28 protein-coding genes are annotated in these 25,687 nt (G+C 54.1%); 17 read left to right on the top strand and 11 right to left on the bottom strand.

What is annotated here, in order from left to right:
• Positions 1-25: 25 nt before the first annotated feature.
• Positions 26-1,003: an alpha-ketoacid dehydrogenase subunit beta gene (locus ABA45_RS13515; protein ID WP_048386922.1), complete on the bottom strand. Its 978-nt coding sequence runs from the start codon at positions 1,001-1,003 to the stop codon at positions 26-28.
• A 1-nt stretch (position 1,004) separates the two neighbouring features.
• Positions 1,005-2,219 carry a thiamine pyrophosphate-dependent dehydrogenase E1 component subunit alpha gene (locus tag ABA45_RS13510; RefSeq protein ID WP_048386921.1) on the bottom strand — a complete coding sequence of 405 codons (1,215 nt, stop codon included), beginning with the start codon at positions 2,217-2,219 and terminating at the stop codon, positions 1,005-1,007.
• 247 nt (positions 2,220-2,466) lie between these two features.
• Between ABA45_RS13510 and trxC the strand changes: the two genes are divergently transcribed.
• On the top strand, positions 2,467-2,907 hold the full coding sequence (gene trxC, locus ABA45_RS13505) for a thioredoxin TrxC (RefSeq protein WP_198146977.1): 441 nt from the start codon (positions 2,467-2,469) through the stop codon (positions 2,905-2,907).
• An 11-nt stretch (positions 2,908-2,918) separates the two neighbouring features.
• Here the strand turns inward: trxC and ABA45_RS13500 are convergent, their stop codons facing one another.
• Positions 2,919-3,104, bottom strand: coding sequence for a DUF2897 family protein (locus ABA45_RS13500; RefSeq protein WP_048386920.1), 186 nt, complete (start codon positions 3,102-3,104; stop codon positions 2,919-2,921).
• 355 nt (positions 3,105-3,459) lie between these two features.
• On the opposite strand from ABA45_RS13500, the gene ABA45_RS13495 reads away from it, so the two are divergent.
• Entirely contained in the window at positions 3,460-4,683 is a 1,224-nt protein-coding gene (locus ABA45_RS13495) for a dicarboxylate/amino acid:cation symporter (protein ID WP_048389078.1), read from the top strand.
• 64 nt (positions 4,684-4,747) lie between these two features.
• Entirely contained in the window at positions 4,748-5,419 is a 672-nt protein-coding gene (locus ABA45_RS13490; RefSeq protein ID WP_048386919.1) for an SDR family oxidoreductase, read from the top strand.
• 84 nt (positions 5,420-5,503) lie between these two features.
• On the opposite strand, the gene ABA45_RS13485 is transcribed toward ABA45_RS13490, so the two are convergent.
• The gene (locus ABA45_RS13485; protein ID WP_048386918.1) at positions 5,504-6,529 is read right to left on the bottom strand and encodes an SGNH/GDSL hydrolase family protein; all 1,026 of its coding nucleotides are present in this window, start codon (positions 6,527-6,529) and stop codon (positions 5,504-5,506) included.
• Between the two features lie 213 nt (positions 6,530-6,742).
• Complete coding sequence (locus tag ABA45_RS13480; RefSeq protein WP_048386916.1) at positions 6,743-7,600, bottom strand: PA4780 family RIO1-like protein kinase; 858 nt, start codon at positions 7,598-7,600, stop codon at positions 6,743-6,745.
• A gap of 153 nt (positions 7,601-7,753) precedes the next feature.
• Between ABA45_RS13480 and efpL the strand changes: the two genes are divergently transcribed.
• From efpL to ABA45_RS13455, 5 genes are all read left to right on the top strand, one after another.
• Positions 7,754-8,329: an elongation factor P-like protein EfpL gene (efpL, locus tag ABA45_RS13475; protein ID WP_014872133.1), complete on the top strand. Its 576-nt coding sequence runs from the start codon at positions 7,754-7,756 to the stop codon at positions 8,327-8,329.
• 43 nt (positions 8,330-8,372) lie between these two features.
• Positions 8,373-9,371, top strand: a complete 999-nt coding sequence (locus ABA45_RS13470) for a DUF2157 domain-containing protein (protein ID WP_048386913.1) — start codon at positions 8,373-8,375, stop codon at positions 9,369-9,371.
• The gene (locus ABA45_RS13465; RefSeq protein WP_048386911.1) at positions 9,368-10,438 is read left to right on the top strand and encodes a DUF4401 domain-containing protein; all 1,071 of its coding nucleotides are present in this window, start codon (positions 9,368-9,370) and stop codon (positions 10,436-10,438) included. Before ABA45_RS13470 ends, ABA45_RS13465 begins: the two co-directional genes overlap by 4 nt.
• Complete coding sequence (locus tag ABA45_RS13460; RefSeq protein WP_048386907.1) at positions 10,435-10,974, top strand: GDYXXLXY domain-containing protein; 540 nt, start codon at positions 10,435-10,437, stop codon at positions 10,972-10,974. Before ABA45_RS13465 ends, ABA45_RS13460 begins: the two co-directional genes overlap by 4 nt.
• 81 nt (positions 10,975-11,055) lie before the next feature.
• Positions 11,056-12,648, top strand: coding sequence for a BCCT family transporter (locus ABA45_RS13455; protein WP_048386906.1), 1,593 nt, complete (start codon positions 11,056-11,058; stop codon positions 12,646-12,648).
• A 65-nt stretch (positions 12,649-12,713) separates the two neighbouring features.
• On the opposite strand, the gene ABA45_RS13450 is transcribed toward ABA45_RS13455, so the two are convergent.
• Together ABA45_RS13450 and ABA45_RS13445 are read right to left on the bottom strand one after the other, a co-directional pair.
• Positions 12,714-13,409 carry a response regulator gene (locus ABA45_RS13450; RefSeq protein WP_048386904.1) on the bottom strand — a complete coding sequence of 232 codons (696 nt, stop codon included), beginning with the start codon at positions 13,407-13,409 and terminating at the stop codon, positions 12,714-12,716.
• The gene (locus tag ABA45_RS13445) at positions 13,388-15,034 is read right to left on the bottom strand and encodes an ATP-binding protein (RefSeq protein ID WP_048386901.1); all 1,647 of its coding nucleotides are present in this window, start codon (positions 15,032-15,034) and stop codon (positions 13,388-13,390) included. Before ABA45_RS13445 ends, ABA45_RS13450 begins: the two co-directional genes overlap by 22 nt.
• A 192-nt stretch (positions 15,035-15,226) precedes the next feature.
• On the opposite strand from ABA45_RS13445, the gene ABA45_RS13440 reads away from it, so the two are divergent.
• From ABA45_RS13440 to ABA45_RS13420, 5 genes are all read left to right on the top strand, one after another.
• Positions 15,227-16,204, top strand: coding sequence for a Bug family tripartite tricarboxylate transporter substrate binding protein (locus ABA45_RS13440; RefSeq protein WP_048386899.1), 978 nt, complete (start codon positions 15,227-15,229; stop codon positions 16,202-16,204).
• Positions 16,201-16,647 (top strand): tripartite tricarboxylate transporter TctB family protein, encoded by a 447-nt coding sequence (locus ABA45_RS13435; RefSeq protein ID WP_014872125.1) that lies wholly within the window; start codon positions 16,201-16,203, stop codon positions 16,645-16,647. The genes ABA45_RS13440 and ABA45_RS13435 overlap by 4 nt, the downstream gene beginning before the upstream one ends.
• A 2-nt stretch (positions 16,648-16,649) precedes the next feature.
• On the top strand, positions 16,650-18,176 hold the full coding sequence (locus ABA45_RS13430) for a tripartite tricarboxylate transporter permease (RefSeq protein WP_048386897.1): 1,527 nt from the start codon (positions 16,650-16,652) through the stop codon (positions 18,174-18,176).
• Between the two features lie 118 nt (positions 18,177-18,294).
• The gene (locus tag ABA45_RS13425; RefSeq protein WP_048389075.1) at positions 18,295-19,131 is read left to right on the top strand and encodes a sulfite exporter TauE/SafE family protein; all 837 of its coding nucleotides are present in this window, start codon (positions 18,295-18,297) and stop codon (positions 19,129-19,131) included.
• Between the two features lie 56 nt (positions 19,132-19,187).
• Positions 19,188-19,817 (top strand): LysE family translocator, encoded by a 630-nt coding sequence (locus ABA45_RS13420; protein ID WP_048386891.1) that lies wholly within the window; start codon positions 19,188-19,190, stop codon positions 19,815-19,817.
• Positions 19,818-19,873: 56 nt separating this feature from the next.
• Here ABA45_RS13420 and ABA45_RS13415 read toward each other — a convergent pair whose 3' ends face one another.
• Positions 19,874-20,572: a lytic transglycosylase domain-containing protein gene (locus ABA45_RS13415; protein WP_048389073.1), complete on the bottom strand. Its 699-nt coding sequence runs from the start codon at positions 20,570-20,572 to the stop codon at positions 19,874-19,876.
• Between the two features lie 36 nt (positions 20,573-20,608).
• Positions 20,609-21,316: a pseudouridine synthase gene (locus tag ABA45_RS13410; protein ID WP_048389071.1), complete on the bottom strand. Its 708-nt coding sequence runs from the start codon at positions 21,314-21,316 to the stop codon at positions 20,609-20,611.
• Positions 21,317-21,384: 68 nt separating this feature from the next.
• Between ABA45_RS13410 and ABA45_RS13405 the strand changes: the two genes are divergently transcribed.
• Both ABA45_RS13405 and rarD read left to right on the top strand, forming a co-directional pair.
• Positions 21,385-21,624, top strand: a complete 240-nt coding sequence (locus ABA45_RS13405; protein ID WP_014872120.1) for a TIGR02647 family protein — start codon at positions 21,385-21,387, stop codon at positions 21,622-21,624.
• 105 nt (positions 21,625-21,729) lie between these two features.
• Positions 21,730-22,611, top strand: a complete 882-nt coding sequence (gene rarD / locus ABA45_RS13400) for an EamA family transporter RarD (protein WP_048386887.1) — start codon at positions 21,730-21,732, stop codon at positions 22,609-22,611.
• A gap of 467 nt (positions 22,612-23,078) precedes the next feature.
• Here the strand turns inward: rarD and ABA45_RS13395 are convergent, their stop codons facing one another.
• The gene (locus ABA45_RS13395) at positions 23,079-23,273 is read right to left on the bottom strand and encodes a hypothetical protein (RefSeq protein WP_048386886.1); all 195 of its coding nucleotides are present in this window, start codon (positions 23,271-23,273) and stop codon (positions 23,079-23,081) included.
• Between the two features lie 136 nt (positions 23,274-23,409).
• Here ABA45_RS13395 and ABA45_RS13390 point away from each other — a divergent pair, with 136 nt between their 5' ends.
• Complete coding sequence (locus ABA45_RS13390; RefSeq protein ID WP_048386884.1) at positions 23,410-24,309, top strand: LysR family transcriptional regulator; 900 nt, start codon at positions 23,410-23,412, stop codon at positions 24,307-24,309.
• Positions 24,310-24,438: 129 nt separating this feature from the next.
• Positions 24,439-25,287 carry a DUF2059 domain-containing protein gene (locus ABA45_RS13385; RefSeq protein WP_048386879.1) on the top strand — a complete coding sequence of 283 codons (849 nt, stop codon included), beginning with the start codon at positions 24,439-24,441 and terminating at the stop codon, positions 25,285-25,287.
• An 83-nt stretch (positions 25,288-25,370) separates the two neighbouring features.
• Here the strand turns inward: ABA45_RS13385 and ABA45_RS13380 are convergent, their stop codons facing one another.
• Entirely contained in the window at positions 25,371-25,649 is a 279-nt protein-coding gene (locus tag ABA45_RS13380; RefSeq protein ID WP_014872114.1) for a peptidylprolyl isomerase, read from the bottom strand.
• Positions 25,650-25,687 lie beyond the last annotated feature (38 nt).

The following is a 25,687-nucleotide window of genomic DNA, read 5'->3' as shown; positions in this document are numbered from 1 at the left end:
TTGGTTCTCCTGTCTTGATACCGGGTTAGAATTCGACACTGTCGCAAATCGCTTCATACACCTTCAAAAGATTGGGAAAGTGTTCTTTTTCCAGCACCAGCGGGAAGGGCGTGTCTAATCCGGCTACCCGGGCAATAGGCGATTCCAAATACAGAAAGCATCGTTCTTGAATAGTAGCCGCGATTTCGCCGGCAAAGCCGCCGGTCAACGGAGCTTCGTGGGTAATCACCAGTCGCCCGGTTTTCAGAACCGATTCAGCCACGGTATCGATGTCCCAGGGTAAAATGCTGCGTAGATCGATCACTTCGCAGGAAATGCCGTCTTTTTCTGCCATTTCCACGGCGTGTTCGATGACTTCCATTTGTGCACCCCAGCCCAGAACAGTTACATCTGTGCCTTTTTTGAGTACTTCGGCCTTGCCTAATGGAAGTTGGTATTCTTCTTCGGGCACTTCGCCTACGGATGCCCGGTACAGGCGCTTGGGCTCGAAGAAAAGCACTGGGTCGGGGTCGTGAATGGCGGCCAACAAGAGGCCTTTGGCCTGATGTGGATTGCGTGGCACTACCACTTTCAGGCCCGGTGTGTGAGCAAAATAGGCTTCTGGCGACTGGGAGTGATAAAGACCGCCGGCAATGCCACCACCGTAGGGTGCGCGAATGGTCAGTCCGCCGACGTCAAACAGGTTGCCGGAGCGGTAACGGAATTTCGCGGTCTCGTTCACGATCTGGTCAAAAGCCGGGAAAATGTAATCGGCGAACTGTATTTCAGCCACTGGCACCGAGCCCTGGGCCGCAAGGCCGTTGGCGAAGCCGATGATGCCTTGTTCTACTAATGGCGTGTTAAAACAGCGTGATTTACCGTACTTTTGTTGCAAATTGCTGGTGGCGCGGAATACGCCGCCAAAAATGCCCACATCTTCGCCAAAGCACAGCACTCGCTCATTCGCCGCCATAGCAGTATCCAGGGCGTTGTTGATGGCTTGCAGCATGTTCATCTTCGCCATTTCAAGCCCCTCCTTCTTTGGTGCTGGCGGGTTTTCCAGTGATGGCAGGATCGTTTGCGCTCTTTGGGTAGGCGTCCGGGTGCCGGCGAATGTGCGCTTTCAATTTCTCGAATTGCGCATTCAGGGCTGGAGGCACTTCTTTATAAACATCGGTAATCAAGGTTTCCAGCGCCGGTGGTGGTCGTTTCTGCGCTTGCTTCATGGTTTCGAGAACCTCGCGGCGCAGGCGTTCCTGCAATTCTTTTTCTTCTTTGTCGCTCCACCAACCGTGTGACTTCAGCCAGTGTTGGGTCCGCAGAATCGGATCTTTTTCACGCCAGATGGCTTCTTCGTCTTTGCTACGGTAACCGGAGGGGTCATCGGAAGAAGAGTGGGCGGCCAAGCGGTACGTCATGGCTTCAATCAGTACCGGGCGGTTCTCTTCAACGGCCAGTTGGCGGGCTTTTTCGGTAGCCTGGTAAACCGCCAGAACGTCGTTGCCGTCTACCCGGATCACGTCCATTTTATAGCCGTAAGCCCGCGGTGCTACACCGTCAGCAGCGAACTGCTCGGAGGCCGGTGTGGAAATTGCGTAGCCGTTATTGCGGCAGAAAAAGATCACGGGTACTTGGTGAACCGCGGCCATATTCAGGGCCGCATGGAAGTCGCCTTCGGAGGCGGCGCCTTCACCAAAGTAGACCAGGGTGCAGTGGCCTTCACCGGCCAGTTTCTGGCCGTAGGCATAACCGGTGGCTTGGGGAATCTGGGTGGCCAACGGTGATGAAATGGTCATGTAATAGAGCTTTTTCGAACCGTAATGCACCGGCATCTGCCGGCCCTTGCCGTAGTCTTTGTCGTTACCGAACAGTTGGTTCATGAACTCGTCGATGGTGAATCCACGGTAAGCCAGCGCACCTTGTTCGCGGTATTGGGCCATAATCATGTCGCTATCACCCAGCGCTGCTGCGCTGCCAATAACGGCGGCCTCTTCACCAGTGCATTGCATGTAAAAGCTGAGCCGGCCCTGGCGTTGGGCGGCTAACATGCGTTCGTCCAGAATGCGGGTAGTGACCATGGCGCGATAAATGCGCAAGGCTTTTTCTTTGCCTATATCAGGGGCCTTACCGCCTTTGTAAAGCGAGCCGTCCTGTTTTAGCAGTTTGAAGGTGGCAATTCGAAACTCCGCGCCATCAGTGAAAATGGGGGAATGCACGGTTTTTGGCTTTGTTGTTGTCATTATCCTCGTCCTTGGGTGGTGGCTGGAGGAACACAGAGCCCCTTGTGAGGGCTTTGGTTTTATCAGGTTAAGGATGCTAATCTTTTCCAGAGTATAGAACGCATTGTGCGAACTCACCCATAGAGAAGTTGACCTTAACGTAAAGTGCGACTTTTGAGTAGTATCTTGAATAGTATCTTGAATAGTATCTTGAGCAGTATCGTAAACTGAGCAGTGTCGTAAATAGTATATTGAGTGAGGTTATTCCATGGTGGATGAAAACCGGCAGATTGTTTGCCCACATTGCAGTAAAGTAAATCGGGTTCCTGCCAGTCGCTTGTCAGCGGGTGGCATCTGTGGTGCGTGCAAACAGCCGTTGTGGCCAGATAATGTGCCCGAATTTACTGAGCAGGCGTTCGCCACTCACATCGCCCGTAGCGATTTGCCGGTGCTGGTGGATTTTTGGGCCAGTTGGTGCGGCCCGTGCAAGGCGATGGCGCCGCAGTTTGCGCTGGCAGCGAAAGGCTGGAAGGGTAAGGTGCGATTTGCCAAACTGAATACCGAACAGCAACCAGGCCCGTCGGGGCAGTTTGGGATTCGCAGTATTCCCACGCTGATTCTGTTTCGCAACGGCCGCGAGCATGCTCGTCAGAGTGGTGGCATGAATCAGGCTCAGATTGATCAGTGGCTGGGCGCTCAGTTGAATTAGCCTGAATGCGTTCAGTCGTCCTGTTTATCCTGTTTGTCCTGTTTGTCGAGGGCTTCCTGCTCGGCCTTGCGTTTGCGCACCTTTTCCAGTTTGTCGCCAGACAGGCTCATGGTGCTAGACGTGTCACGCAGCATAAACAGGCTGCCTAGAATCAGCGCCAGCGAGGCGAGTAAGATAATCCATCCGATCGTTGGCATAGCAATTGTCCTCATATAGAAAGCCTAACTCCGATAATGAGCCTGTAATATGAAACAGGCCAGTACAGTGTTTGGCGGACATCACTTATCAGCCGGTCAATTTCCCGCCAACTTCCGTCTGTGCCCATGGCTACAGGGTTATGCGAGGCTGTCCCAAGGCTTCTCACAAGGTTATCCACAGCTTTTGTGGGTAAAAATTCCCGGCTCAGCCAAAGATAGAAACTCACTAAGGCTATTAGCTTATGCTTAGTTGCATCAGTTTACCTATCGGTTAATTTCCACCACAATCGGCGCCATTCAAAATCAGGAACCGGTTTATGGCACACGATTGTTCAGTTTTGTTGGGAGTCGGCCGATGAAAGCTTTGCTTCAGGGCTACCTCAATTCGTCATTGATTCTGCGCGTTAGCATTGCGTTGGTGTTGGGCATCGCTGTTGGGCTTATTGGTGGCCAGCCTGTGGCTGACTGGTTGGCACCGTTTGGCGAGTTGTTACTGCGTTTGCTGAAATTCCTGATTGTACCCATCGTGCTGTTCACTTTAATGGTGGGTATCAACCAGGCCAATATCGGCAGTATGGGGCGGGTCGGTCGAAAACTGATGCTGTACTACATTGCCTCTTCAGCGCTGGCGATTATTGTTGGGTTGGCCGTTGCAACCTGGCTTGAGCCCGGCAGTGGTATGACGCTGAATGAAAATGCGACCATAAAAGTTCCGGACAACCCGGGCTTTGCGGCGGTGTTGCTGAACATTATTCCAGATAATATTTTTACGGCTTTCACCGAATTGAATTTGCTGGGGATTATTTTCACCGCCATTGTATTCGGTATTGCGCTGTTGAAGCTGCGTGAGTCAGAACAGCACGCAGAGCTGGGCGAGCACCTTTATAAGGTGATTGAGGGGCTCAGTGAAATGACCCTGAAAGTGATGGCAGGGGTGTTGCAGTACGTGCCCATCGGGGTATTTGCGATTGTGGCGAAAACCGCCGGTGAGCAGGGCATAGAAACTATTATGGCCTTGGGCGATATGGTCGTGGTGCTGTACATCGCGCTGGCGGTTCAACTGGTGGCGTATTGCGTGATCATGCGCGGCTTTGGTATGAATGTGCGAGGGTTTTTCCGGGAAGCCAGAACGCCTATGGCGACGGCATTCGCTACCCAGAGCAGTTCTGGCACCTTGCCGCTGACCATTACCGCAGCCCGCAAGTTGAACATACCCCAGCGAATATACGGTTTCAGCTTGCCGTTAGGCGCCACCATTAATATGGACGGTGCCGCCATTCGCATCGCCATTTCCGCCGTGTTTGCCGCCAATGTGATGGGCGTTCCGCTGGACTTGATGGCCATGGCCGAGATTGTGCTGATTGGCACGCTTGCATCGATTGGCACCGCTGGCGTGCCAGGCGCCGGTATTGTGATGATTGCCACGGTGTTTGCACAGGTCGGTCTGCCGATTGAAACTGTGGCCCTGCTGGTGTCTATTGATGCCTTGGTGGGCATGGGCGCAACGGGGCTGAATGTGACCGGTGATCTGGTGGGGACTTCTATCATCGCGCGCTCGGAGAGCCGCTACGACACCTGACAGCGCTGCGGCCAATGAAAAGCGTTGGCGCCGCATTGGTACCTACAAAATCAAGGGAGTAAACATGGCGGAGCAACAGGTTGTTGTTATCACCGGTGCCAATCGTGGCATTGGTCTGGAGTTGGCGCGCCATTATGCGCGTGACGGCTGGCGCGTTATTGGCGTGTGTCGGGAATCTTCCGGTGAGCTGGAGGCGGTGGCCGCGCAGCTCATTGCCTCGGTAGACGTTACCTCGGATCAGGATGTGACACAGCTTGCAAAAGCCTTGAGCGCTGAGCGTATTGACCTTCTGATCAATAACGCCGGCTTGTTGCAGGAGAACGAACTGGGCTTTATTGACTTTGATTCCCTGCGGATACAGATGGAAGTGAACGCCTATGGCCCGTTGCGGGTAACCCAGGCGCTTATGTCACTCATTCCCGCAGGCGGGAAAGTAGCAAATATCAGCAGCGTGCTGGGTTCTATAGCTCGGAATGACTTTGGTTCGCGTTATGGGTATCGGGCATCAAAAGCGGCGTTAAATGCTTTCGGCAAGTCCCTTGCGGTAGACCTTAAACCGAGGGGCATCGCGGTCGCGCAGTTGCATCCGGGTTATGTGCAAACCGGCATGACCAAAGGCAGCGGCGAGATCACCACAAACGAGTCTGTAGAGGGCCTGACGGCGCGAATTGAGGCGCTGAATCTTCAGAACACCGGCTCGTTCTGGCACCAGAGGGGTGAAGTGCTGCCTTGGTGATGCCGAGCATAGAAGAGGTAAAAAAAGCCCAGCGGGACATCCCGCTGGGCTTTTTGCTGTTCGTAATCATGTGGGTGTGCTAACTCAGGCTGCTTTGGTGACCATTGCGCGACGGCCTGCAACAGCGCCAATGCCTAGGAGCATCAGCCAAATTACCGCCGGCTCGGGTACGGTGACTTTGTTGCCTGAAGCCAGCAGTGCAAAAGCTTCTAGTCCCAGGAACTTATGAGCTGCGGTGGTGGGGTGTATTTCGTCCCAGAACAGAAAATCATCGGAATTGGCGCATTCGTTTTCAAAAACGAAGAACGTCACTGAACGACATTGGTCTTCGGTGTTGGTGAAGCCATTCGCAGCGGGATTCTCAAGAATGGATCCGAATATACCGAAAACATCGAAGTAGAATATAGATGCGGAGGTAGTCGCGCTCAAACTAATCAGGCGCTGCTCCAGGCCCGCATTCCAGGCTTTACTGGCCAGTGTGGCGGCTGCGCTTGCAGCAGCGGAGCCAGCAAACTCGGGGATCGCGCCCAAATTTGGAAGGTTTGGTACCAGCAGCGTGCCCACGCCGTTGGCGACTAGCCGACTCATTACACCCACAAAGCTGTCCAGCTGGGCATTAATAGCGGCAATCGGGTCGGTTACGGTTGTCAGGGCGCGCATGTCATTGCCGCCGGCCCAAGTAATGTACAAGTCGCTTGCATTGGGACTGCTGCCAGCCAAGCGCGCGTCGTACTGGGCTTCTTGGTTCAGTATGCCAGCAGAAGGGCCTGCTGAGCTGTCTACAACGGCACCACCAAAGGCAAAGTTGTTGCCGCCGCCTTCCGAATTGGTGGCGCGCGATACGCCCAGTGAGTCGGCCAAGTATTCATGCCAGACAGGGCCATTGGAGAAGCGGCCATTGCTGCCGTAACCTGCTATGGTAGCAACCGGGCCAAAGCTACCACCAGGCACTCTGCTTCTCGTATTTCCGGTATCAGACAGACTGTCGCCTAGCACAAAAATGTCGTTAAACGAGAGTGGAACCGCCAGGGCCAGGCTACTGGTAAGCGTAATAGAGGCGGCGAAAATAGCGCGTTTAAACAGTGTAACAGTTCTGATATTTCTGCTCATGAAGCACACCTTTTTTGTTGTTGGGCGCGGACAAGTCATCCTGTTGTGACTCAGGATTGGGCTGCATCTGAAAACAAGCAAAAACAAAGCCGTGTGGCGAAGAGTGAATAGAAAACAAATAATTGGTGAGCGGGTTACTGATGGGTAGAAAAATTTCAGAATGAAGATGTAAAAAAAGCTGACGTTTTGGCGCCAGCTTTGTCTCAATGATTGTTAGTCTTCTTCTTCGTTGGCTTGTTGGCGATCGAGACGATCCCGTTCTTCTTCTTTCGCTGCGTCAATCACTTCCATTATTTCGCCCAGGTCCGCGCTGTGGGTGTCGTGAATAAAGCACCCGGTCAGTTTGCTGGCGGGGTGCAGGCGGCCACTTTCGTATAGCTCCCAGATTTCTTTGCCGTAATCGGTGTTCATCAGCTCCGGCGCGTACTTGCCAAAGTAACGGCGCATGTTGTCTACGTCGCGCTCCAGCATGCGCTCGGCGTTGTTGTTGCCAGAGGCGTTTACCGCCTGAGGTAGGTCGATAATTACGGGCCCCTGATCATCCAGCAGTACGTTGAACTCCGACAAGTCGCCGTGAATCAGTCCGGCGCTGAGCATGCGCACGACGTCGGCAATCACCTGCTGGTGGAAGTCCAGCGCCTGTTCGCGGGTCAGTTCAACGTCGTCCAGCCTAGGCGCGGCTTTGCCATCGGCATCGCTGATCAGTTCCATCAGCAATACCCCATCAACAAAGCCTGATGGCCGTGGCACCCGCACACCGGCATCCGCCAGGCGGTAAAGGGCGTCTACCTCGGCGTTCAGCCAGGCGTCTTCATGCTCTTTTTGGCCGTAGCGGGTTTTTTTACCCATGGCGCGGGCACGGCGACTGTTACGCACCTTGCGGCCTTCCTGGTATTCCACGGCTTGCTTGAAGCTGCGTTTCGACGCTTCTTTAAACACTTTGGCACAGCGGACATGGTCGCCACACTGCACCACGTATACCTGAGCTTCTTTGCCGCTCATGAGCTGATACAGCACGCTGTCTATCAGCCCGTCATCTAACAGGGATTGTAATCGTTTTGGTGTTTTCATAGGGCCGCAATGTTACATCAAATCGGTTTTGGTTGTGTTGATCTGTGAGAGCTACCAGCAAAGCGCTTCTGACGGTAGAATCACCCGGTCTGAATCCGCGCCGGCATTTGTTCGGCACCGGTTCGTTTATCCTGCTGTTTTGGAGCTTTGAAAATGCCTAGAGCAAGTGAAATCAAGAAAAACTCTGCTATCGAGTTTGAAGGTCGGGTGTATTTTGTCAAGGATATCGAGCGGTCTGTACCCCAAGGCCGAGCTGGCGGTAGCCTTTACCGCATGCGGTTGTACGATGTGGTTACCAACATCAAGAAAGACGAGACCTTCAAAGACGGCGATATGCTGAATCTGGCAGATTTGACCCGCCGTACTGCGTCTTTTTCTTATGCCGACGGCGAAGAATACGTGTTTATGGATACCGAAGATTACACACAGTATATGCTCAGCAAAGAAGCCATTGCCGAGGAGCTGCTGTTTGTGACCGAAGAAACCCAAGGCATCATGGTTGTGTTGATCAAAGATGCACCCGTAGCGCTGGCTTTGCCCCCCACGGTCGATTTTGAAATCGTGGACACAGCGCCTTCGGTGAAAGGTGGCTCTGCCACAGCCAGAACCAAACCAGCGACTATGGTCACAGGCTTGGTGATTCAGGTGCCTGAATACATTTCCACCGGCGATCGCATCAAAGTGAATGTGGAAGAGCGCAGGTTCATGGGGCGGGCGACCGCGGAGTAACAGGTATCTGCCTAGTAAGTCGTGCCAGGAGGGCGCAGCCGCTATGTTTGAAACACAATCTGAAGCAAAGCCTGAAATACGGTCTGAAACACGTAAAGCGTTTGTTGCTTTGGTTGACGGCGGCCAGATTGCGTCCATAGATTCAAACCGCGCCGCGGCGATAGCCGGTGTGTTTCCGGCGGGCCGGCAGTGGCTGCGCTTTTTAGACGTGTTGCTGTTGTGCCTGGGTGGCTTGGCGCTGGCCTTTTCCGTACTGCTTTTTGTAGCCTTCAACTGGAGTGAGCTGGGCCGACTGGCTCGTTTCGCGTTGGTCGAAGGAGCTTTACTGCTGGCGTTTGTGGGTTACTGGCTGGCCGGACGCGAAACCTTGGCTGGTAAGGTTGCGCTGCTTTTGACAGGTCTTCTGTTGGGCGGATTGCTGGCGCTGTTCGGGCAAACCTACCAGACCGGTGCCGATCCCTGGCAGCTGTTTTTTGTGTGGATGTTACTACTGACACCCTTTGCCCTGATTGGCCGATTTGCACCACTGTGGGTACTTTGGGCCGTTTTGGTCAACCTTGCGCTGACGTTGTACTTTCAGCCTAGTGACCGCTTTTCAACGGAGGCTTATGGGCAACTGTTGTGGGTTCAGTTTGCCGCGAACGGGTTTATGTTGTGTGCATGGGAGTGGCTAGTCGGCCGTGCGCCCTGGCTTAATAAGCGTTGGGCGGTGCGGTTGTTGGCAATGGCTACCTTAATGTCACTGACGCTGCGAGTCGTTGAAAGTGTGTTTTCTAGCAGCGATTTATGGCTTTCCGCGGCGGTGTTTCTATTGGCACTGGCGATTGTGTATGGGGTCTACCGCTATCAACGTCAGGATTTGTTTATGCTGACGCTCGCGGCGGTTTCGGTGATTGCGATTGTTGTCAGCCTGCTGGTTAAACATGTGGTGTGGAACTTCGACAACAGCGGGGGTGTATTACTGATGGCCGTAATGTTGATGGCTATGACTACGTTAGCTGTTAACTGGTTGCGGTCTGTTCACCGGGGATGGCAGGTATGAGCGCTGAACATCAACGGCTATGGATTAGCTTGCAACAGCAAGGCCTGGTAGAGGGGGCACCGCCAGCACCGGGAGAGGCAGGTTCGCCCTGGTACATCTTGGTGTTTATGGGCTTTTTTGGCTGGCTGGCGGCGCTGTTTTTGTTTTTGGCCATTGCGCTGCTGTTTTTCTTTGACCTGGAGCTGGATTGGTTTTTTGAAAGCCCGCTATTGCTGTGGACAATAGGGCTATTGTTGATTGGCGTTGCATTCTGGCTGCTGCGAAGTGCGGCTAGCGAGTTTGTAAGGCACATGGCGTTGGCGTTTAGCCTCGCAGGGCAGGGTTTTGTTGCCTGGGGCTCGTTTGGAGGCGCTGATGCTATAGGTGCCACGCTGTTGATTACTGGCTTTCAAATGCTTTTAGCGGTGTTTATGCCAGACTTTATCCACCGCGTTTTTTCAACTTGTGTGGCCGCACTTGGTTTGCTTGTATTTGTCGAGTTGCCCTTACTGAACGTGGTGGCGGGCGGTGTTGTGCTGGTTTTTACGGGCTGGGTGTGGCTGCATGAATTCCAGTTTCCGCGGATGTCGCCAGCGCTGCGGGCCTGGGGATATGGCGGCGGGCTGGCGCTGGTTGCCAGCAGAAGTGAGGTTGTGCTGGGTCTGAATTGGTCGGTGTCGAACGGAATGCTTGATACGCTGCCTACGATTTATGGCTGGTTGGCAACGCTGTTGGAAGGTCTGGCTGCTGTTTATATTGTGTACAGCGTATGCCAGCGCCTGAAGACAGCTGCTCGGGTTCAAATATTGGCCCTTTGTGCCCTGACAGCTCTGGTGTTAGTCAGCGCCGTCGCGCCGGGCTTGCTGGTGTGCATGATGGTCATCGTGCTGGGCCAAACCGGCAGCAACACCTTGCTGAAAGGCATCGGCATTGCGGGCTTATTGTTTTACGCCAGTGCTTTTTATTACCAGTTGCATGCAACCTTGATGGTTAAATCCCAGATTTTGTTAGCCACCGGTTTACTGCTGCTGGCCGTGCGCTGGCTGATGTTAAGACTGGTGAATGGCCAGGCGGGAGAGAACCCATGAAACAATGGTTAAGCCGCCGAATTATGGGTTTGCTTGCCTTGTTGGTCGCGTTGGTGATGGTGAACCTGTCGGTGTTCCAAAAAGAGCAGCAGTTGGCTCATGGCACGGTGGTTTATCTTGATTTAGCGCCGGTAGATCCGCGTTCGCTGATGCAAGGCGACTACATGACCCTGAGCTTCGCTATCGGCCAGGAAATTCGCCGTGCCTTTGGACACAGCGCGCAGGCATTTTTAACGGCGAAGACGTCAACCCTCTACGTTATTGTTACCCTCGACAGCCAGAACAGGGCGAGCTTCAAAACGCTTTTCAACGGACAAGATTTGGCCCCGGAAGAGTTGTTGCTGCGCTACCGGATACGCCATGACATCGTGCACTTCGCCACCAACGCATTCTTTTTTCAGGAGGGCGATGCTGAATATTACGAGGCCGCCAGGTACGGTCAGTTTCGGGTGAACGAACAAGGCGAACCCTTGCTGGTGGCCCTATATAGCGACGAGTTAAAGCAGCTGGGCCCACCCGAAAAAACAGATCTTTGAACGCGAAAATGTTTAAACGTGGTGGATAATACGAAATCAGGTGTGTACGGTGGTCGGCTAATTTTCGAAACTGGTTGATAAATGTCTTCAAGCACGGCAAGCACTACCGATAGCCTCCGTTCCACCTCCTCTGATTCTTCCCCCGCTGGCTCCGCAGACGCCCACCGCTTTGGTGATCCTGTTGTACTGGTTCTCACCATTGGCTTTATATTGCTGTTCGTAGGCTGGTCGCTGATGGATGCCGACAGTCTTGCTGCCGTGATTGACGTGGGCTTCGCCTGGACGGCCAAGTATATGGGCACCTTTTTTCAGTTGTTGCTGTTACTGACCTTCTTCATTGCGATGGGTGTGGCCGTTAGCCGCGCTGGTGCCGCCCGCCTGGGCGGTATGGAAAAGCCTGAATTCAGCACCTTCCGCTGGCTGTCGATGATTCTATGTACTCTGCTGGCGGGTGGTGGTGTGTTTTTTGCTGCTGGCGAGCCGGTGTATCACTTTGTGGTAACGCCACCGGCGTTTGACACCGAAGCCGGCACGGCACAAGCCGTTGCGCCGGCCATGGCTCAAGCGTTTATGCACTGGGGGTTTTTAGCCTGGAGCGTACTCGGGTCGTTAACCGCGATGGTTCTGGCTCACGCCCACTATGTTCAGGGCAAACCACTACAGCCGCGTACCTTGCTGTACCCGGTGTTTGGTGAGCGCATTATGAGCAGCTGGTTAGGCGGCGTTGTTGACGCCATGTGCGTCATCGCGGTGGTTGCCGGTACCGTCGGCCCCATTGGCTTTTTGGCCACACAGATGAGTTTCGGCCTGCATGAATTGTTCGGCGTGGCAGACGAATTCAGCACCCAATTGGTCATTCTTGGCCTGCTGGCCGCTGTTTACGTGGCCTCGGCGGTCAGTGGTATTCACCGTGGTATTCAGTTGCTGAGCCGGTTCAATGTCATTTTAGCACTGGTCATCGGTGCGGTGATCTTCGCGTTTGGCCCCACCTTGTTTTTAGTCAATACCTATATGGCGTCTATGGGCGAGTATCTGACGTCGTTCTTCGCTATGGCCACCATGACCAGTGAAACGGCGCCCGAATGGTGGATGAAATGGTGGACGGTATTTTTCTTTGCCTGGTTTATTGGCTACACCCCACTGATGTCGATTTTTGTGGCGCGTATTTCTCGCGGTCGCACCATTCGCCAAACTATTTTGGCGGTATCCATTCTGGCACCGATCGCCACCACCATCTGGTTTACCCTGCTGGGTGGTTCGGGTGTTTATTACCAGCTCACGGGTGTGTTTGACCTAACCGAAGCGCTGAACGCGTTCCGTTTTGATCAAGCCACACTAACGGTTGCCAAGAACTTACCCGGCGGCGTAATGATGGCCGCAGCCGTGCTACTGTTGACCACCATTTTCGTGGCCACCACCGGCGACTCCATGAGCTATGCCATTGCCACCGTAGGCGCAGGCCACGATGAACCGCACTACGCCATTCGCGCCTTTTGGGGCGGAGCCATGGCTGTTATGGCGGCGATTCTGTTGTACATGGGTGCCGGCCAGATTGGTGTGTTGCAGCAGTTTATTGTGCTAACCGCCATTCCGGTGTCGCTGATTATTCTGCCATCGCTGTGGACAGGCCCGCAGGCTGCGTTTGCCATGGCGCGGGCGCAGAAGCTGATATAGCAGGCGGGTGTTCCGTCTGGCGTTGTAGAGTTATCTACAAAGAGCTAAGGCCGGGCGGGGCGTGTTCAGGCCGTTAGGCGCTGCATTCGGTAGCGTCTTTCCGGCCGGCCAACACTGCCATAGGTCACTTCGGCCACCAGGGTTCTGGTTCCGGTCATATATTCGAGATAGCGTCTGGCTGTGGTGCGCGATGCACCCATGACGCCGCCCACTTCCTCTGCACTCCAGGGCTTGCCGTCGGCAACGACCTCACGAATCCGGTCTAGCGTAAGCACATCAATGCCTTTGGGCAGTCGGTGATGGTTGTCGTTGCCATTTTCGCCGCTGTTGCGCGGGAGCAGAGCGTCTACTTCGTCCTGTCCTAAATGCTTCAGTGCCGACAGTCGTTCAGCATGATCACAGAAGCGTTTAATGGCTTCTTCCAGGCGTTCGAATACCAAGGGTTTCAGGATGTAATCAAACACGCCACCGCGCAGGGCGGTCCGCAATGTTTCTACTTCTTTGGCGGCGGTGATCAGGATCACGTCGCTGCTGCTATTACTGGCGCGTAGCTCACGTAGTAAATCTAATCCGTTGCCGTCGGGGAAATACACGTCGAGCAGTATCAGGTCAGGCTTTAATACGTCGGCCTGTTCGCGGGCATCGGCCAGGGTATGGGCAATGCCGCAAAGTTCTACCTGCTTTAACCGCTGGATAAAGCGGCGCTGGATTTCCGCAATCTGGCGGTCGTCTTCAGCAATCAGCAGTCGGATGGGGGGCAAGGTTGGCTCCTTCCGGTGGGTGTTTTTGGTAAATATAAGGTGAAGCGGCTGCCGCCAGCGGCTTTCAGGTTTTCCACCGTCACCGAGCCACCCCAGCTGTCCAGAAACTGGCGCACCAGATGCAGGCCAAAGCCGTGATGGGTGCCTGTTTTGCTGGTAACACCCTTTTCAAACATTCGGTTCTGAACGTCCAGAGGAATGCCCGGGCCTTGGTCTTCCACCTCGAATATCAGCTCTTGGCCAAGATCGGTCATCGACAGCTGTACCCGGCCATTGGCACCGGTATGTCGACGAGTGGCTTCCAGCGCGTTATCAATCAGGTTGCCGAGCACGCTGACCAGTTGTTCTCGCGGTAAATTGTGCGGCAGGTCCGTCATCTGGCTATCCGGGTCTATGTCCAGATGTAAGCCCATTTCCCGGGCACGGTTGTGTTTGCCCAATAGGCAACCGGCAATGATGGGGTCAGGCACGGCTTCCAGCAGCAAATGAATCAGTGCCTGATGGCTGCTGACTTCGCTGCCAATAAGCCCCAGAGCGTCTTTGTAGGCACCCAGCTGTATCAGCCCTGCGATGGTGTGCAGCTTGTTGGAGTACTCGTGGGTTTGGCTGCGCAGAGTATCGGCGTATTGCTGGATGCGGGTGAGCTGCTGGCTGACTTGATCCAGCTCGTTCCGCAAACGGAAGCTGGACACCACGCCGATTATGTCGGTGCCTTGGCGCATTGGCAGCCTGTTGACCACCATCTGGCGGTTGCGCAGCCACACTTCGCGGTCGAATTCTGGCGTGCCGGTGGCCAGAACGGACATTAAACCGCTCTCCGGCAGTATCTCGTGAATTGGGCGCCCTAACACCGGCATCTCGGTATCAAGCCCAAGAGTGAGCAGAGCCGCACGATTCACCGTGGTGATAATGCCGTCGCGGTTAATGGCAATAATGCCTTCACGCACCGATTGCAGCGTAGCGTTGCGCTCTTGGAACAGACCGGCGATTTCCTCCGGTTCCAGGCCAAAAATAGCGCGCTTGAAACGACTGGCAATCACCACCGCCGCCAGAATGCTAATCAGTAAAACCACCCCCAGAACCCCGTACAGGACAAAATTGTATCGCTGCACGGTGGTCTCTACCTGGCTTACGCTGTAGCCCACCGACACGATTCCAATAATCGCGCCACTGTCTGGTTCAAACACCGGCGCTTTGCCTCGCATGGATTCGCCCAGGTTGCCGAGCGCACGGGCGACATAGCCCTTTCCCTCCACCAGTGCGCGGCGGCCATAATCGCCTTCGTCGTCGGCCATGGAGCGCCCGATGCGCTCGGGTAAAGGGTGCGCCAGGCGAATGGCGTCGTGATCGCCAATCACAATAAACAGGGCTTCGTTTGTTTGGGCCAGGGTGTGGGTGAGGGTGTTGAGATCGTCAAGATTCCGCTGCTGTATACCGCGGATAACCGCAGGGCTGGCGGCAATGGTTTTGGCGACCATCAAGGCCCGTTGGCCAATCTCGTTGTAAAGGGATTCGCTGAGGTAATAACCGGCAAACACGCCAATAAACACGGTCTGTAGAACACTTACCAGACCCAGGGTGAGAATCATGCGGGTTTTAAGTTTAGTGCGTCGCTTTACAGGCATAGACGTCCGTCAGCTTAGTCCATCGGCGCTGCGCGCCCGAATTCTTCAGGTTAAAACACCGTAACCGGTTTTGCTCGTGAACTTAATGCACAAAATGAACGTTAGTTTTTATATATCCGTTACGCCCGCAAGCTTCAGCAATTACGGATTGCCTTCTATGGTGCTTAGTGAAACAACAAAAAGGTGATGTGTATGTTTATTAAAAGAGCAATAACACTCGCGGCGGCGGCCGCTTTTAGTATGTCTGCCATGGCCTGGCAGCCCAGCGGAAAAGTAGAGTGCCTGGCTCCGGCTGACCCGGGCGGCGGCTGGGATTTCACCTGCCGCAGTGTTGGCAACGTTATGCAGCAGCTTAAGCTGGTAGAAGGCTCTGTACAAACCGTCAACATGGCTGGCGCCGGCGGCGGCGTGGCTTATGCCCACACGGTTAGCAAGCGTAAAAACGACGACAAGCTGATTGTTGCAGCGTCTACCGCGACCACCACACGCTTGGCACAGAAGCAGTTTCCGAGTATGGACGCGTCCATGGTGAAGTGGATCGGCGCTTTGGGAGCCGACTACGGCATTATCGCCGTGAGCAAAGATTCCGAGTACCAAAACCTCAACCAGTTGATGGACGCGTTGAAAAAAGACCCGCGCGCGGTGAAGTTTGCTGGCGGCAGTGCTCGCGGCGGTTGGGACCACTTGAAAGTGCTGATTGCAGCAAAAGCGGCGGGTGCCGACAAGCTGCCTTCTATTCCTTATCTGTCTTATAACAACGGCGGCGAAGCCATGACTCAGGTAGTGGGTGGCCAGGTGGATGCCTTTACCGGTGACGTATCTGAAGCGACCGGCTTTATGGAATCGGGCGATTTGCGCGTACTGGCGGTGCTTTCCGAAGAACGTCTGCCGGGCAAATTTGGCAACATCCCTACGGCCCGCGAACAGGGTATTGATGCACTTGGCCCCAACTGGCGCGGGTTTTATATGCCCAAAGACACCTCGAAAGAAGCTCAGCAATACTGGGTAGAAGCGATGGACACTATTTACGCCAGCGAAGAGTGGAAAGCCGTGATGAAAAGCAACGGTCTGATTCCGTTTCATCCCAAGGCCGGCGAGTTTGAAAGCTTTGTAACCAACCAGGTGCAGGACATTGAAAACCTGTCCCGGGAAATCGGTCTACTAAAATGACCGGCATGGGCGACCGTATTCTGGGCTTGTGCCTGCTGGTAGTGGCGGTTGCCTATGGCTGGGTAGCACAGCAATGGCCTGAACCCTTCGGCGGTGCCGAGGGCGTAGGGCCAGAAACTTTTCCCACCATTCTGGCGATTGTGCTGGTGGTGGGCAGCCTGTACCTGATGATCAAACCAGACGCCGATGCCAAATGGCCGGTGGGAAAGTCCGCTTTGGAACTGGTGATTTCCATCATTGTGCTGGTGGTTTATGCACTGCTGCTTGAGCCATTGGGCTTTATCATATCCACCACGTTGGCTGTCGGCGTCTTAAGCTGGCGCATGGGTGCGCCGCCACGGCGGGCATTTGTGACCGGTTTAATCAGTGCCGTTGTGGTGTTTGGATTGTTCAACTATGGCTTGTCGCTAAGCCTGCCTAACGGCCTGCTGGGAGGCTTCTGACCATGGAAACTATTGGCTTTCTGATGGACGGGTTTGCGGTGGCGCTAACGCCGTACAACCTGATGTTTGCATTGTTCGGCGCCTTTGTCGGCACCCTGATTGGTTGCTTGCCAGGCCTGGGCCCGGCTAACGGCGTTGCCATTCTTATTCCGCTGGCCTTCACCTTGGGGTTGCCACCGGAAACGGCGATGATTCTGCTGACCTCGGTTTATGCCGGTGCTATGTACGGCGGGCGAATTTCGTCCATCCTGCTAAACATACCGGGCGACGAGCCAGCCATGATGACCTGCCTGGACGGTTATCCCATGGCGCAACAAGGCCGTGCGGCAGATGCTTTGGCCATTTCAGCGATTGCGTCCTTCGCGGGGAGTCTGATCGGCACGATAGGGCTGATCATATTGGCACCGGTGCTGGCGCGATTCGCACTGACCTTCGGGCCGGTGGAATATTTCGCTCTTTTTTTGCTGGCGTTCGCCACTCTTGGCGGCATAACCGGCAAAAATCCGATGAAAACGGTGATTGCTGCAGCGCTTGGCATCATGATTTCTACCGTGGGTATCGACATATCTACTGGCACCCAGCGTTATACCGCCGGTGTGCTGGAGCTGTATGAAGGTATCGACTTCATATTGGCGATTGTTGGGCTGTTCGCCATATCTGAGCTGTTGTTTTTTGTTGAAGCACGAATGGGCAAAGGCCGCAGCAAAGTGAAGGTGGGGAAACTGACGCTGAGCTTCAAAGAAATTGTGTCGACTATTCCCACCCAACTGCGCGGTGGTGTGCTGGGTTTTATTGCCGGTGTGTTGCCGGGGGCGGGTGCGTCTTTGGGTAGCTTTATCAGCTACACCCTTGAAAAGTCGGTGATCGGCAAAAAAGGTCGCTTTGGCGAAGGTGACATTCGCGGTGTTGTGGCGCCAGAAGCGGGCAACAACGGTGCGGCATCGGGCGCTTTGGTACCCATGTTGACCTTAGGGGTACCGGGTAGTGGCACCACGGCGGTGTTGCTAGCCATGCTGATTTCCCTGAATATCACGCCAGGGCCGTTAATGTTTACCCAGAACGCCGACATTGTGTGGGGAGTGATCGCAGCGCTGTTGATTGGCAACGTATTGCTGCTGATACTGAACATTCCGATGATTGGCGTGTTTGTTCGGTTGCTGTCGGTACCGCCTATGTATCTACTGCCGATTGTTACCATGGTAGCGTTTGTGGGTATTTACTCCATTAGCCACAGCACCTTTGATCTGTACTTCATGATTGTGTTTGGAGTTGGCGGGTTTATTCTGCGCAAACTGGAAATTCCCATGGTTCCCATTATTCTAGGCCTGCTGTTGGGGCCAGAAATGGAAAAGAACCTGGGTCACGCGTTGATATTGTCTGACGGAGACTGGATGACACTCTGGTCTAGCCCTTTGGCCATTGGTTTGTGGCTGGTTGCTGGTTTGGGCCTGGTGCTGCCAACGCTGGTCGGGCCAATATTACGCCGGCGCATGCGTTCTTCCATCAAGGAGGGCCCAGTGAGCGATTAAACGCTCTGGTAAGCCGCCACGGCGGATAAATTACGTAGGTTGCACCGGGCTTTGCCCGGTGTTTTTTATTGAAAAACCGTTACACTCGAACGAATTTGTTCCTACCGCTCAGGACGTTATGTCAGATCTTTCTCTAATTCAGTACGGTTTGATTGCGCTAATCTTCATTTGGAGCGGTTTTGTACGCTCCGGATTGGGCTTCGGTGGGGCTGTATTGTCGTTGCCGTTTTTGCTGCTGGTAAAAGACGCCCCACTGGTTTTTTTGCCGATCATAGCCGTTCACCTGTTGGTGTTTTCATCACTCACCATTTGGATGAACAACCGCCGCAATCAAAGCTATAAGGGCGATAAAAGCGGCCAGACATTAACCGGCTTTGGGCCGGATGCAGCTGTAACAGCGCGGGAAAGCACGGTAGAGAGCACGGTGGATTGGCCTTACCTGTGGCGTATGCTCCGCATTATGATAGTACCCAAACTGATTGGCGTGTTTGGGCTGTTCACGCTGCCAGCGAATGTGCTTAGCTCCATCATATTTGTGATTGTTGCGATTTATTCGGTGTCTTATATCCTCAACCGGCCTTTTCGCAGCAACAGCAAAGCGGTGGACGTGGGTTTGCTGATGGCCGGTGGTTACATCAGCGGTACCTCGCTGATCGGCGCACCGTTGATTATTGCGGTAGCGGCGCAGCATCTGCCCCGGGAAAAGCTGCGCGACACCTTGTTTGGTCTCTGGTTTATTCTAGTGCTGATCAAACTGGCTGCGTTTATCTGGGTTGGGCTGGATCTGCAGCTGATTCACCATCTGTGGCTGTTGCCCTGCGCTGCCATCGGTCACGTTATAGGGCTGCGCTTTCACGACCGTATTTTGAAAGCTGAAACGCCTGTGTTTTTCCGCCTGCTGGGCATTGTGCTGTTCATCGTTAGCAGTGTGGGCATTGTCAGCGTGTTGCTGTAGCGGCGTTATGCCGGGAAATTTATGTGCAGCGTCGCTGCAAACGTTTAAGGATGGTTATGTCGGTTTTGAATTTGGCGTTGTTGTCGGTGTTTCTGCCCACCTTTTTTGTGGTGTCTATCACCCCCGGCATGTGCATGACCCTAGCTTTGTCGCTGGGCATTACTGTGGGTGTGCGCAGGGCGCTGTGGATGATGATCGGCGAACTGCTGGGCGTTGGTATTGTGGCCATCGCGTCTGCTGTAGGCGTGGCTACATTTATGCTGGGTTATCCCACCGTGTTTGAAGTTGCCAAAGTCGCGGGGGGTGCCTATTTGATATGGTTGGGCGTACAACTATGGCGTTCCCGCGGCAAAATGGCGATGCCGGAAGAAGGCGCGATATTGCCGAGCAGCACCCGCTGGCAGTTGGCCACGCAGGGTTTTATAACCGCCATTGCCAACCCTAAAGGCTGGGCGTTTCTGGTGGTTTTGCTGCCGCCGTTTATAGATAGCTCATTGCCAATAGTACCGCAGCTTACGGCCCTGATACTGATTATTCTGAGCATGGAATTTTTGTGCTTGTTGCTGTATGCCAATGGCGGCCGTACCTTGCGCCGGGCTCTGCGCAGTGGTGATAAAGTCCGGCTGGCCAATCGAATTTCAGGCAGTCTGATGATGCTGGTGGGTGTTTGGCTGGCTTTGGGCTGAGTAAGCTGAACGGGTTAAAAGAACTCTGGGCTTTGAGCGAGTTTTGAAAAAGCGCGTTAAAGCGCGGCGTAACGGCGGTACAGAATACCCACCCGTTTTACGTAAGCCCGAGTTTCTGCGTAGGGCGGAATGCCATTGTGGCGGCTAACGGCTCCGGGGCCGGCGTTGTAGGCTGCGGTGGCCAGCTTGGTGTCGCCCCGAAAGCGAGCCAGCATTTGCGCCAGATAATTTGCACCACCGCGAATGTTGTCTTCGGCAACCATGGCGTTAACCACCCCCAGCTCGTTTGCAGTGGCGGGCATTAGCTGCATAAGCCCCTGTGCCCCTTTGGGTGACAGCGCCCTAGGATTGAATGCCGATTCGGCGTGAATAACGGCGCGAACGAGGGCCGGATCTACATTGAACTCTTTGGCCGCCGTCTCGATCTGTTCATTGTAGCGGGATGCAAACAGCGGCGTGGTGTCCCAATTTACCGTAGACGAAGGATCACAGGCAAAACAGTGGAAGCGAATCACTGAAAACTTTGCGTTCGCCGGGCGTTCACCGCTGTAGGACACCACGCCGTATTTGTCTTGATAACGGTACACCGTGGCTGCACCATCCGACGCCAGCGGGCTGTCGCTTTTTACATTGGAAAATTCCACGCTGCCGTCGCTGTGCACAATACGCTTGATGGTGTCGCCACAGGCCGCGCTGCTGGCAAATGCCAGAAAAAATGCGAGAAGCGGAGAGCAAAACGTGTGGGCGTATTTCATAGCCATGAACTATATCGCTTCAACAAGGTTTATTCCTTAAGTGTAATACCGATTCAGCCCTTCAATCTCTGAACCCGTCAGCATTCTGAAGTGACCCTCGGCCAAATCGCTGTTTAATTGCAAGTGGCCAATCTGTTCACGGTGTAGCGCAATGACCCGATTGCCTTCGGCGTGGAACATGCGCTTCACCTGGTGATAACGGCCTTCATAAATAGTCAGCCGTGCCAGTGTTGGTTCCAGCAATTCAAGAATTGCGGGGGCTGTGGTGAGCTGCTCGTATTCGAACCAGATACCCTCAGCAAAGCGCTGCGGCGTGTCTGGCCCAATCGGGTAGGCGGTTGCTACCCGATAAACCTTGGCAATACCCATGCCGGGCAGCGTTAATTGCCGTGACCAGGTGCCGTCATTGGTCAGTATCATCAGGCCGGTAGTGGCGCGATCCAGCCGACCGGCAATGTGCAGGCCTTGGCCTAAAGCGGAAGGTAACAATTGCAGAACCGTAGGGTGCGTATCATCTTCGGTAGCGCTAAGATAACCAGCCGGTTTATTCAGCATAATATAGTGGGCACAATGGCCCTGCTGTAAGGTTTGTCCGTTGACACTGACCGCCGCAAATTCGTCCACATCGGCGCCTGCCGTTCGGCAGCTCAAGTCGTTAACGTACACTTGGCCGGTAGCAATCAGCCAATTCGCTTGTTTGCGGCTTATATCGGGTTGGTTGCTAACAATACGGGAAAGTTTCATGGCGCTCATGGTATAGACTGTAACAACCGGCGCGAAGCCGGACACCTGACATTATACGAGGAAATTACATGGCATTCTCTGCAGATCACCTGGCTGAGCTGAATCTTTTAACCCAGTTCGATTCATCGTCCGCCCAGGAAGGTATCAAAGTACATCGCAATGAGGCCGACCCAGAGCTGGTTTCGGCGGCAGAGCGCTTGTTCAGTAAAGGTCTGATTACCCGCGACGACGGCGGCTACCTGACCGCATTGGGTAGCGAAGCGATCGAGCAGGCGCAAATGTTGCTCGCGATACTGAGCAGCAAATAATCCGTTAATCTCTGATTTTACTGATCATAGATCCTGCACTTCGGGCTGCGCCACGGGCGTAGGGCCCGAGGTTTCTTTATTGCCTGTTTCACAGCGGAGAGCTCAGTGCCCGAACAGACTAAAGGCGTTTGGTATGGCGTGTGCGCTTACACTATTTGGGGTTCATTCCCGCTATTTTTTGCGCTGTTTCAGGGCGTGCCGGCGCTTGAGATTCTGGTGCATCGAATTATCTGGTCCTGTGTGTTTCTGGCCATCCTGATTTCCGGGTTAAGGCGCTGGCAACCTGTAAAAGACGCTTTTGCCAGTCCGCGACAACTTTGGCGGGTGTTGGGCTGCGCGCTGCTTATTGCGCTTAACTGGGGCGTGTACATATACGCCGTTGAAACCCGCCACGTGTTGCAGGCCAGCCTCGGCTATTTTCTGACGCCGCTGGTGAATGTCGCCTTGGGCATGCTGGTGTTGCGTGAACAGATGGGACGTTGGCAAATGGCAGCGGTCGCTATCGCCGGCGTTGGCATTGCGCTTCAGTTGTTCATGTTGGGGGAGCTGCCTTGGATCACTTTGGTATTGGCAGTCAGTTTTGGCGTGTATGGCCTTTTACGTAAACAGATTAAATTAGACGGTTTATCCGGTTTATTCGTGGAAACCCTCCTGCTACTGCCCTTGGGCTTAATGACCTTTGGCTGGCTGGCGACATCGGGCGCTTCGAACTTTACCCGGGATTTGCCCACGGGCAGTTTGTTGATGGCCAGCGGCGTGTTGACGGCCATTCCCCTGCTGCTATTCGCCGGCGCCGCGCGACGCCTGAGGTTAGCAACTGTTGGCTTTCTGATGTACATAAACCCGACGTTGCAGTTCGTAATCGCCCTGTTGGTTTTCAACGAGCCTTTAAGCCCTATTCAGTTAACAAGTTTCATGGTGATCTGGCTGGCGCTGATTGTGTACAGTATTTCCTCGTGGCAAGGCAGGGTGCGAAGGGCGGTATGAGCCTGCAGTTACAAGATCGTGGCGCCCATAGGGCGGCTATTGGCTCACCCAGCGCTGCCTGTGCGTTATTTGCCATCCCTGCTTCGCAGGGCAAATGCTGAGCGAGCTTCAGTTGCGTATTCAGTTTGCCACTAACTTGATTAGGGCGGAGCGGCAACGCTGGTTCAATGTGGGCTTAAAAGCCCATAAATCCAAAATAGCTGGACAGGAAAAACGCGGTTGAGCCAATCATTATGAAGGCCCAAGCGGCCGTGGTGTAAGACGCTCTGCGTGAAAGTCTCATGGCGATTTCTTCCTTTTATTATAGTTGATTCTAGTTATGCACTTTGTCAGTCACTATAGACTATGGCACGCGACTGGGTCTCATGGTTGCTTTATTTCAATTGGGTTTTCGATTAATAAATTCCATCCGCAAAAAACGCCGGGAGCTTAGCGCTTGCCGGCGTTTTTTTGATTTTCAGGTTGGCTTAGTGGCCGCCCTGCACCTGGCCGATGTCGTTAGCCACAGCCACCGCTCTTTTGTTCCAAGAGCGAAATTTGCGTGCGATTGCCTGAATCATGAGACGGCTGGCTTCACGCGTGTACTGGCTTCGGACAGCGCCACTGTTGTGGAGGATGGATGATGGCAACTGGTGAACGGTTGCGACTGGCTTAGTGACCATAATGCTTTCCTCCTTAAAGAAATTTCTCAACAGTGAGTGTCGGGTGTTTGCCGAATATATTGCTAACTATATATATTCATATTCGCAGTATAAATACGTTATAATCCCTATCCACGTTGCAAATATGCAGTGATTTATGGATTGGGACTATCTACGATACGTACGCGCTTTGGCAATAGGTGGAACGCTCGCCAAAGCCGGAGAAATACTGGGTGTGCACCAAACCACGGTGTTGCGTCGACTTGACCATATGGAAGAGGCCCTGGCAGTTCGATTCTTCGAGCGCAGCCGCGAAGGTTTGAAGCTGACGGCGGCCGGTGAGATGGCTTTTTACGAGGCTGAAAAACTGGCGGCAGAAATAGAAAACCTGGAGCGCAAACTGCGCCAGGAAACAACGGCGCTTGAGGGCAAAATACGCATCGCCACCCCGGACACGCTGATGACTGAGCTGTTAGCGCCGATTCTGGCAAGCCTGCTTATAAAGTACCCAGACATCGAACTGGAAATTCTGACCGACAACGACGTCAGCAATCTGAGCCATCGCGAAGCCGATCTGACCCTGCGCCCGGAAAACAAACCCCAGGCGACATGGGAGGGTGAGCGCATTGCGGCGATGCAATACGCTGTGTATGCCACCCCGGGATACTGTCGCCGTAACCGCGGTTTCGATATCGACCAGCGGCCGGAACAGTTGCGCTGGATTATCCCCGATGAAACTTTCAGCCTGCTGGCTACCGGGCGCTGGTATCGTCGCCACCTGAAACATGCAACCTCGGTAATTCGTTGTAATAGCTTGCAGGCAATGGTGGCGCTGGCCCGCAGCGGCGCGGGGGTGGCTGTATTGCCCTGCTATCTAGGTGAAGACGCTCGTGAATTGCGGCGCCTGTCGGAGCCGCTGGAAGGTGAAAGTGTGGATTTATGGCTACACGTGAATCAGGACACCCAGCAAATGGCTCGGGTGCGGCTGGTAATGGCTTTTTTGGTATCCCGCTTGCGAGCTCTTGAGGCTAGCCTGGAGTTCAGCACCACGTATTAGTGCTCGTTGCGGAGTGCCGCACGGCGATTAACCCTACCAAACTGTCATCCGCTCGCGCAGGGATTTACTTGCCGCGTGGGCGCTGGTCGTGTCATAAACAGCCCACATTATCTTTGGATGGCGGCATGTATGATGGGCGGTAACAAAATTTGTGTTTTCCTGATGTCTGCGGCACTGCTAGGTAGCCCTGCGTTTACTGTTGCGGCAACGTCACCCGCTGCAAAACAGCAGCAGACGGTGGACGCCAGGCAAGTGCTCAGAGCCTCGCCAATGGACGACATTATTGCTCAGTACCCCACCATGATGAGTCAGGGCATACGCGATGGCCTTAAGCAGACGGGGCAGGTTCCGCCGATGGTCGCCGATGCGGTTGGGTATGTGGTTAGCAACAGTTTTAATTCGCAGAAAATAGAGCAGCAGGTGGCAGGCCGCCTGCAGGCTGAGTTGAGTAATGGGCAGTTGCAAGCTGTGGCTGACTGGTACAACACGCCCGTTGCGCAAAAAATCTCAAGAGCCGAAGTCGCCGCGTTAGCACCGGTGGTGTGGCCGCAAATTAGCGCTCAGGCTGGCCAGCTGGCCCAAAGATTCGGTAATACCGATCGTGCCAAGAGTTTTGTGCGTTTTAACCGCGCTTCGCGCGCAACTCAAAGCGCTGTCGATACCACCATTGCGGTGCAGCTTGGATTAGCGTCTACCATGGCAGCGTTCAGCAGTGATTCAGCGAACTTCGAAACTCTTCAAAAGCGTATAGAAAGCCAGCGTCCAGCTTTGAAAGGGGTTGTGGAGCAACAGGTGTTTAACAGTTACCTGTATGCCTACCAGGATATCAGTGGTGCGGAAATGGAGCAGTATCTACGCTTTCTGGAAAGCGACGCTGGCGCGGCTTTTACCCGCGTGGTATCCAGTGGTGTGAAGCAAGCGGTTATTGAGCCGGTAGAGAGCATTGGCGAGCAGTTGAGCCAGTTTTTAGCACCCTAGGCCACTACGAAATAGTCGTTATGTTAGAGCGTCGTTTGTACTAAACGCCCGGCGAGCCATGAGCGATTCGCCGGGCGAGAAGATCAGCCGCGGCTGGTCACTTCTAGCAGGTGATAGCCGAACTGGGTTTTTACCGGGCCCTGCACGGTGTTCAGGTCAGCGCTAAAAACCACGGTGTCGAATTCTGGAACCATCTGGCCGGGGCCGAAGGAGCCCAGGTCGCCGCCGTTGCGGCCAGACGGACAAGATGAGTGCTTCTTGGCGACTTCGGCAAAATCCTGCCCGCCTTCAATGTCTTTTTTCAGTTCTTCACACTTTGTTTCGGTGTCCACCAGAATGTGACGCGCTGTTGCTTGTGCCATGCTTTGCTTCCTCAAATGATTTTGTGTGTTTAAAGACG

Source organism: Marinobacter psychrophilus (assembly GCF_001043175.1).
GTDB lineage: Bacteria > Pseudomonadota > Gammaproteobacteria > Pseudomonadales > Oleiphilaceae > Marinobacter > Marinobacter psychrophilus.
This window is presented reverse-complemented; position numbering and strand designations above follow the sequence as displayed.

What these genes read in the sequence shown, in the direction of transcription:
- ABA45_RS13515 (WP_048386922.1), bottom strand. Translation starts at nt 1,003, where the DNA reads ATGGCGAAGATGAACATGCTGCAAGCCATCAACAACGCCCTGGATACT.
- ABA45_RS13510 (WP_048386921.1), bottom strand. Translation starts at nt 2,219, where the DNA reads ATGACAACAACAAAGCCAAAAACCGTGCATTCCCCCATTTTCACTGAT.
- trxC (WP_198146977.1), top strand. Translation starts at nt 2,467, where the DNA reads ATGGTGGATGAAAACCGGCAGATTGTTTGCCCACATTGCAGTAAAGTA.
- ABA45_RS13500 (WP_048386920.1), bottom strand. Translation starts at nt 3,104, where the DNA reads ATGCCAACGATCGGATGGATTATCTTACTCGCCTCGCTGGCGCTGATT.
- ABA45_RS13495 (WP_048389078.1), top strand. Translation starts at nt 3,460, where the DNA reads ATGAAAGCTTTGCTTCAGGGCTACCTCAATTCGTCATTGATTCTGCGC.
- ABA45_RS13490 (WP_048386919.1), top strand. Translation starts at nt 4,748, where the DNA reads ATGGCGGAGCAACAGGTTGTTGTTATCACCGGTGCCAATCGTGGCATT.
- ABA45_RS13485 (WP_048386918.1), bottom strand. Translation starts at nt 6,529, where the DNA reads ATGAGCAGAAATATCAGAACTGTTACACTGTTTAAACGCGCTATTTTC.
- ABA45_RS13480 (WP_048386916.1), bottom strand. Translation starts at nt 7,600, where the DNA reads ATGAAAACACCAAAACGATTACAATCCCTGTTAGATGACGGGCTGATA.
- efpL (WP_014872133.1), top strand. Translation starts at nt 7,754, where the DNA reads ATGCCTAGAGCAAGTGAAATCAAGAAAAACTCTGCTATCGAGTTTGAA.
- ABA45_RS13470 (WP_048386913.1), top strand. Translation starts at nt 8,373, where the DNA reads ATGTTTGAAACACAATCTGAAGCAAAGCCTGAAATACGGTCTGAAACA.
- ABA45_RS13465 (WP_048386911.1), top strand. Translation starts at nt 9,368, where the DNA reads ATGAGCGCTGAACATCAACGGCTATGGATTAGCTTGCAACAGCAAGGC.
- ABA45_RS13460 (WP_048386907.1), top strand. Translation starts at nt 10,435, where the DNA reads ATGAAACAATGGTTAAGCCGCCGAATTATGGGTTTGCTTGCCTTGTTG.
- ABA45_RS13455 (WP_048386906.1), top strand. Translation starts at nt 11,056, where the DNA reads ATGTCTTCAAGCACGGCAAGCACTACCGATAGCCTCCGTTCCACCTCC.
- ABA45_RS13445 (WP_048386901.1), bottom strand. Translation starts at nt 15,034, where the DNA reads ATGCCTGTAAAGCGACGCACTAAACTTAAAACCCGCATGATTCTCACC.
- ABA45_RS13440 (WP_048386899.1), top strand. Translation starts at nt 15,227, where the DNA reads ATGTTTATTAAAAGAGCAATAACACTCGCGGCGGCGGCCGCTTTTAGT.
- ABA45_RS13435 (WP_014872125.1), top strand. Translation starts at nt 16,201, where the DNA reads ATGACCGGCATGGGCGACCGTATTCTGGGCTTGTGCCTGCTGGTAGTG.
- ABA45_RS13430 (WP_048386897.1), top strand. Translation starts at nt 16,650, where the DNA reads ATGGAAACTATTGGCTTTCTGATGGACGGGTTTGCGGTGGCGCTAACG.
- ABA45_RS13425 (WP_048389075.1), top strand. Translation starts at nt 18,295, where the DNA reads ATGTCAGATCTTTCTCTAATTCAGTACGGTTTGATTGCGCTAATCTTC.
- ABA45_RS13420 (WP_048386891.1), top strand. Translation starts at nt 19,188, where the DNA reads ATGTCGGTTTTGAATTTGGCGTTGTTGTCGGTGTTTCTGCCCACCTTT.
- ABA45_RS13415 (WP_048389073.1), bottom strand. Translation starts at nt 20,572, where the DNA reads ATGAAATACGCCCACACGTTTTGCTCTCCGCTTCTCGCATTTTTTCTG.
- ABA45_RS13410 (WP_048389071.1), bottom strand. Translation starts at nt 21,316, where the DNA reads ATGAAACTTTCCCGTATTGTTAGCAACCAACCCGATATAAGCCGCAAA.
- ABA45_RS13405 (WP_014872120.1), top strand. Translation starts at nt 21,385, where the DNA reads ATGGCATTCTCTGCAGATCACCTGGCTGAGCTGAATCTTTTAACCCAG.
- ABA45_RS13395 (WP_048386886.1), bottom strand. Translation starts at nt 23,273, where the DNA reads ATGGTCACTAAGCCAGTCGCAACCGTTCACCAGTTGCCATCATCCATC.
- ABA45_RS13390 (WP_048386884.1), top strand. Translation starts at nt 23,410, where the DNA reads ATGGATTGGGACTATCTACGATACGTACGCGCTTTGGCAATAGGTGGA.
- ABA45_RS13385 (WP_048386879.1), top strand. Translation starts at nt 24,439, where the DNA reads ATGATGGGCGGTAACAAAATTTGTGTTTTCCTGATGTCTGCGGCACTG.
- ABA45_RS13380 (WP_014872114.1), bottom strand. Translation starts at nt 25,649, where the DNA reads ATGGCACAAGCAACAGCGCGTCACATTCTGGTGGACACCGAAACAAAG.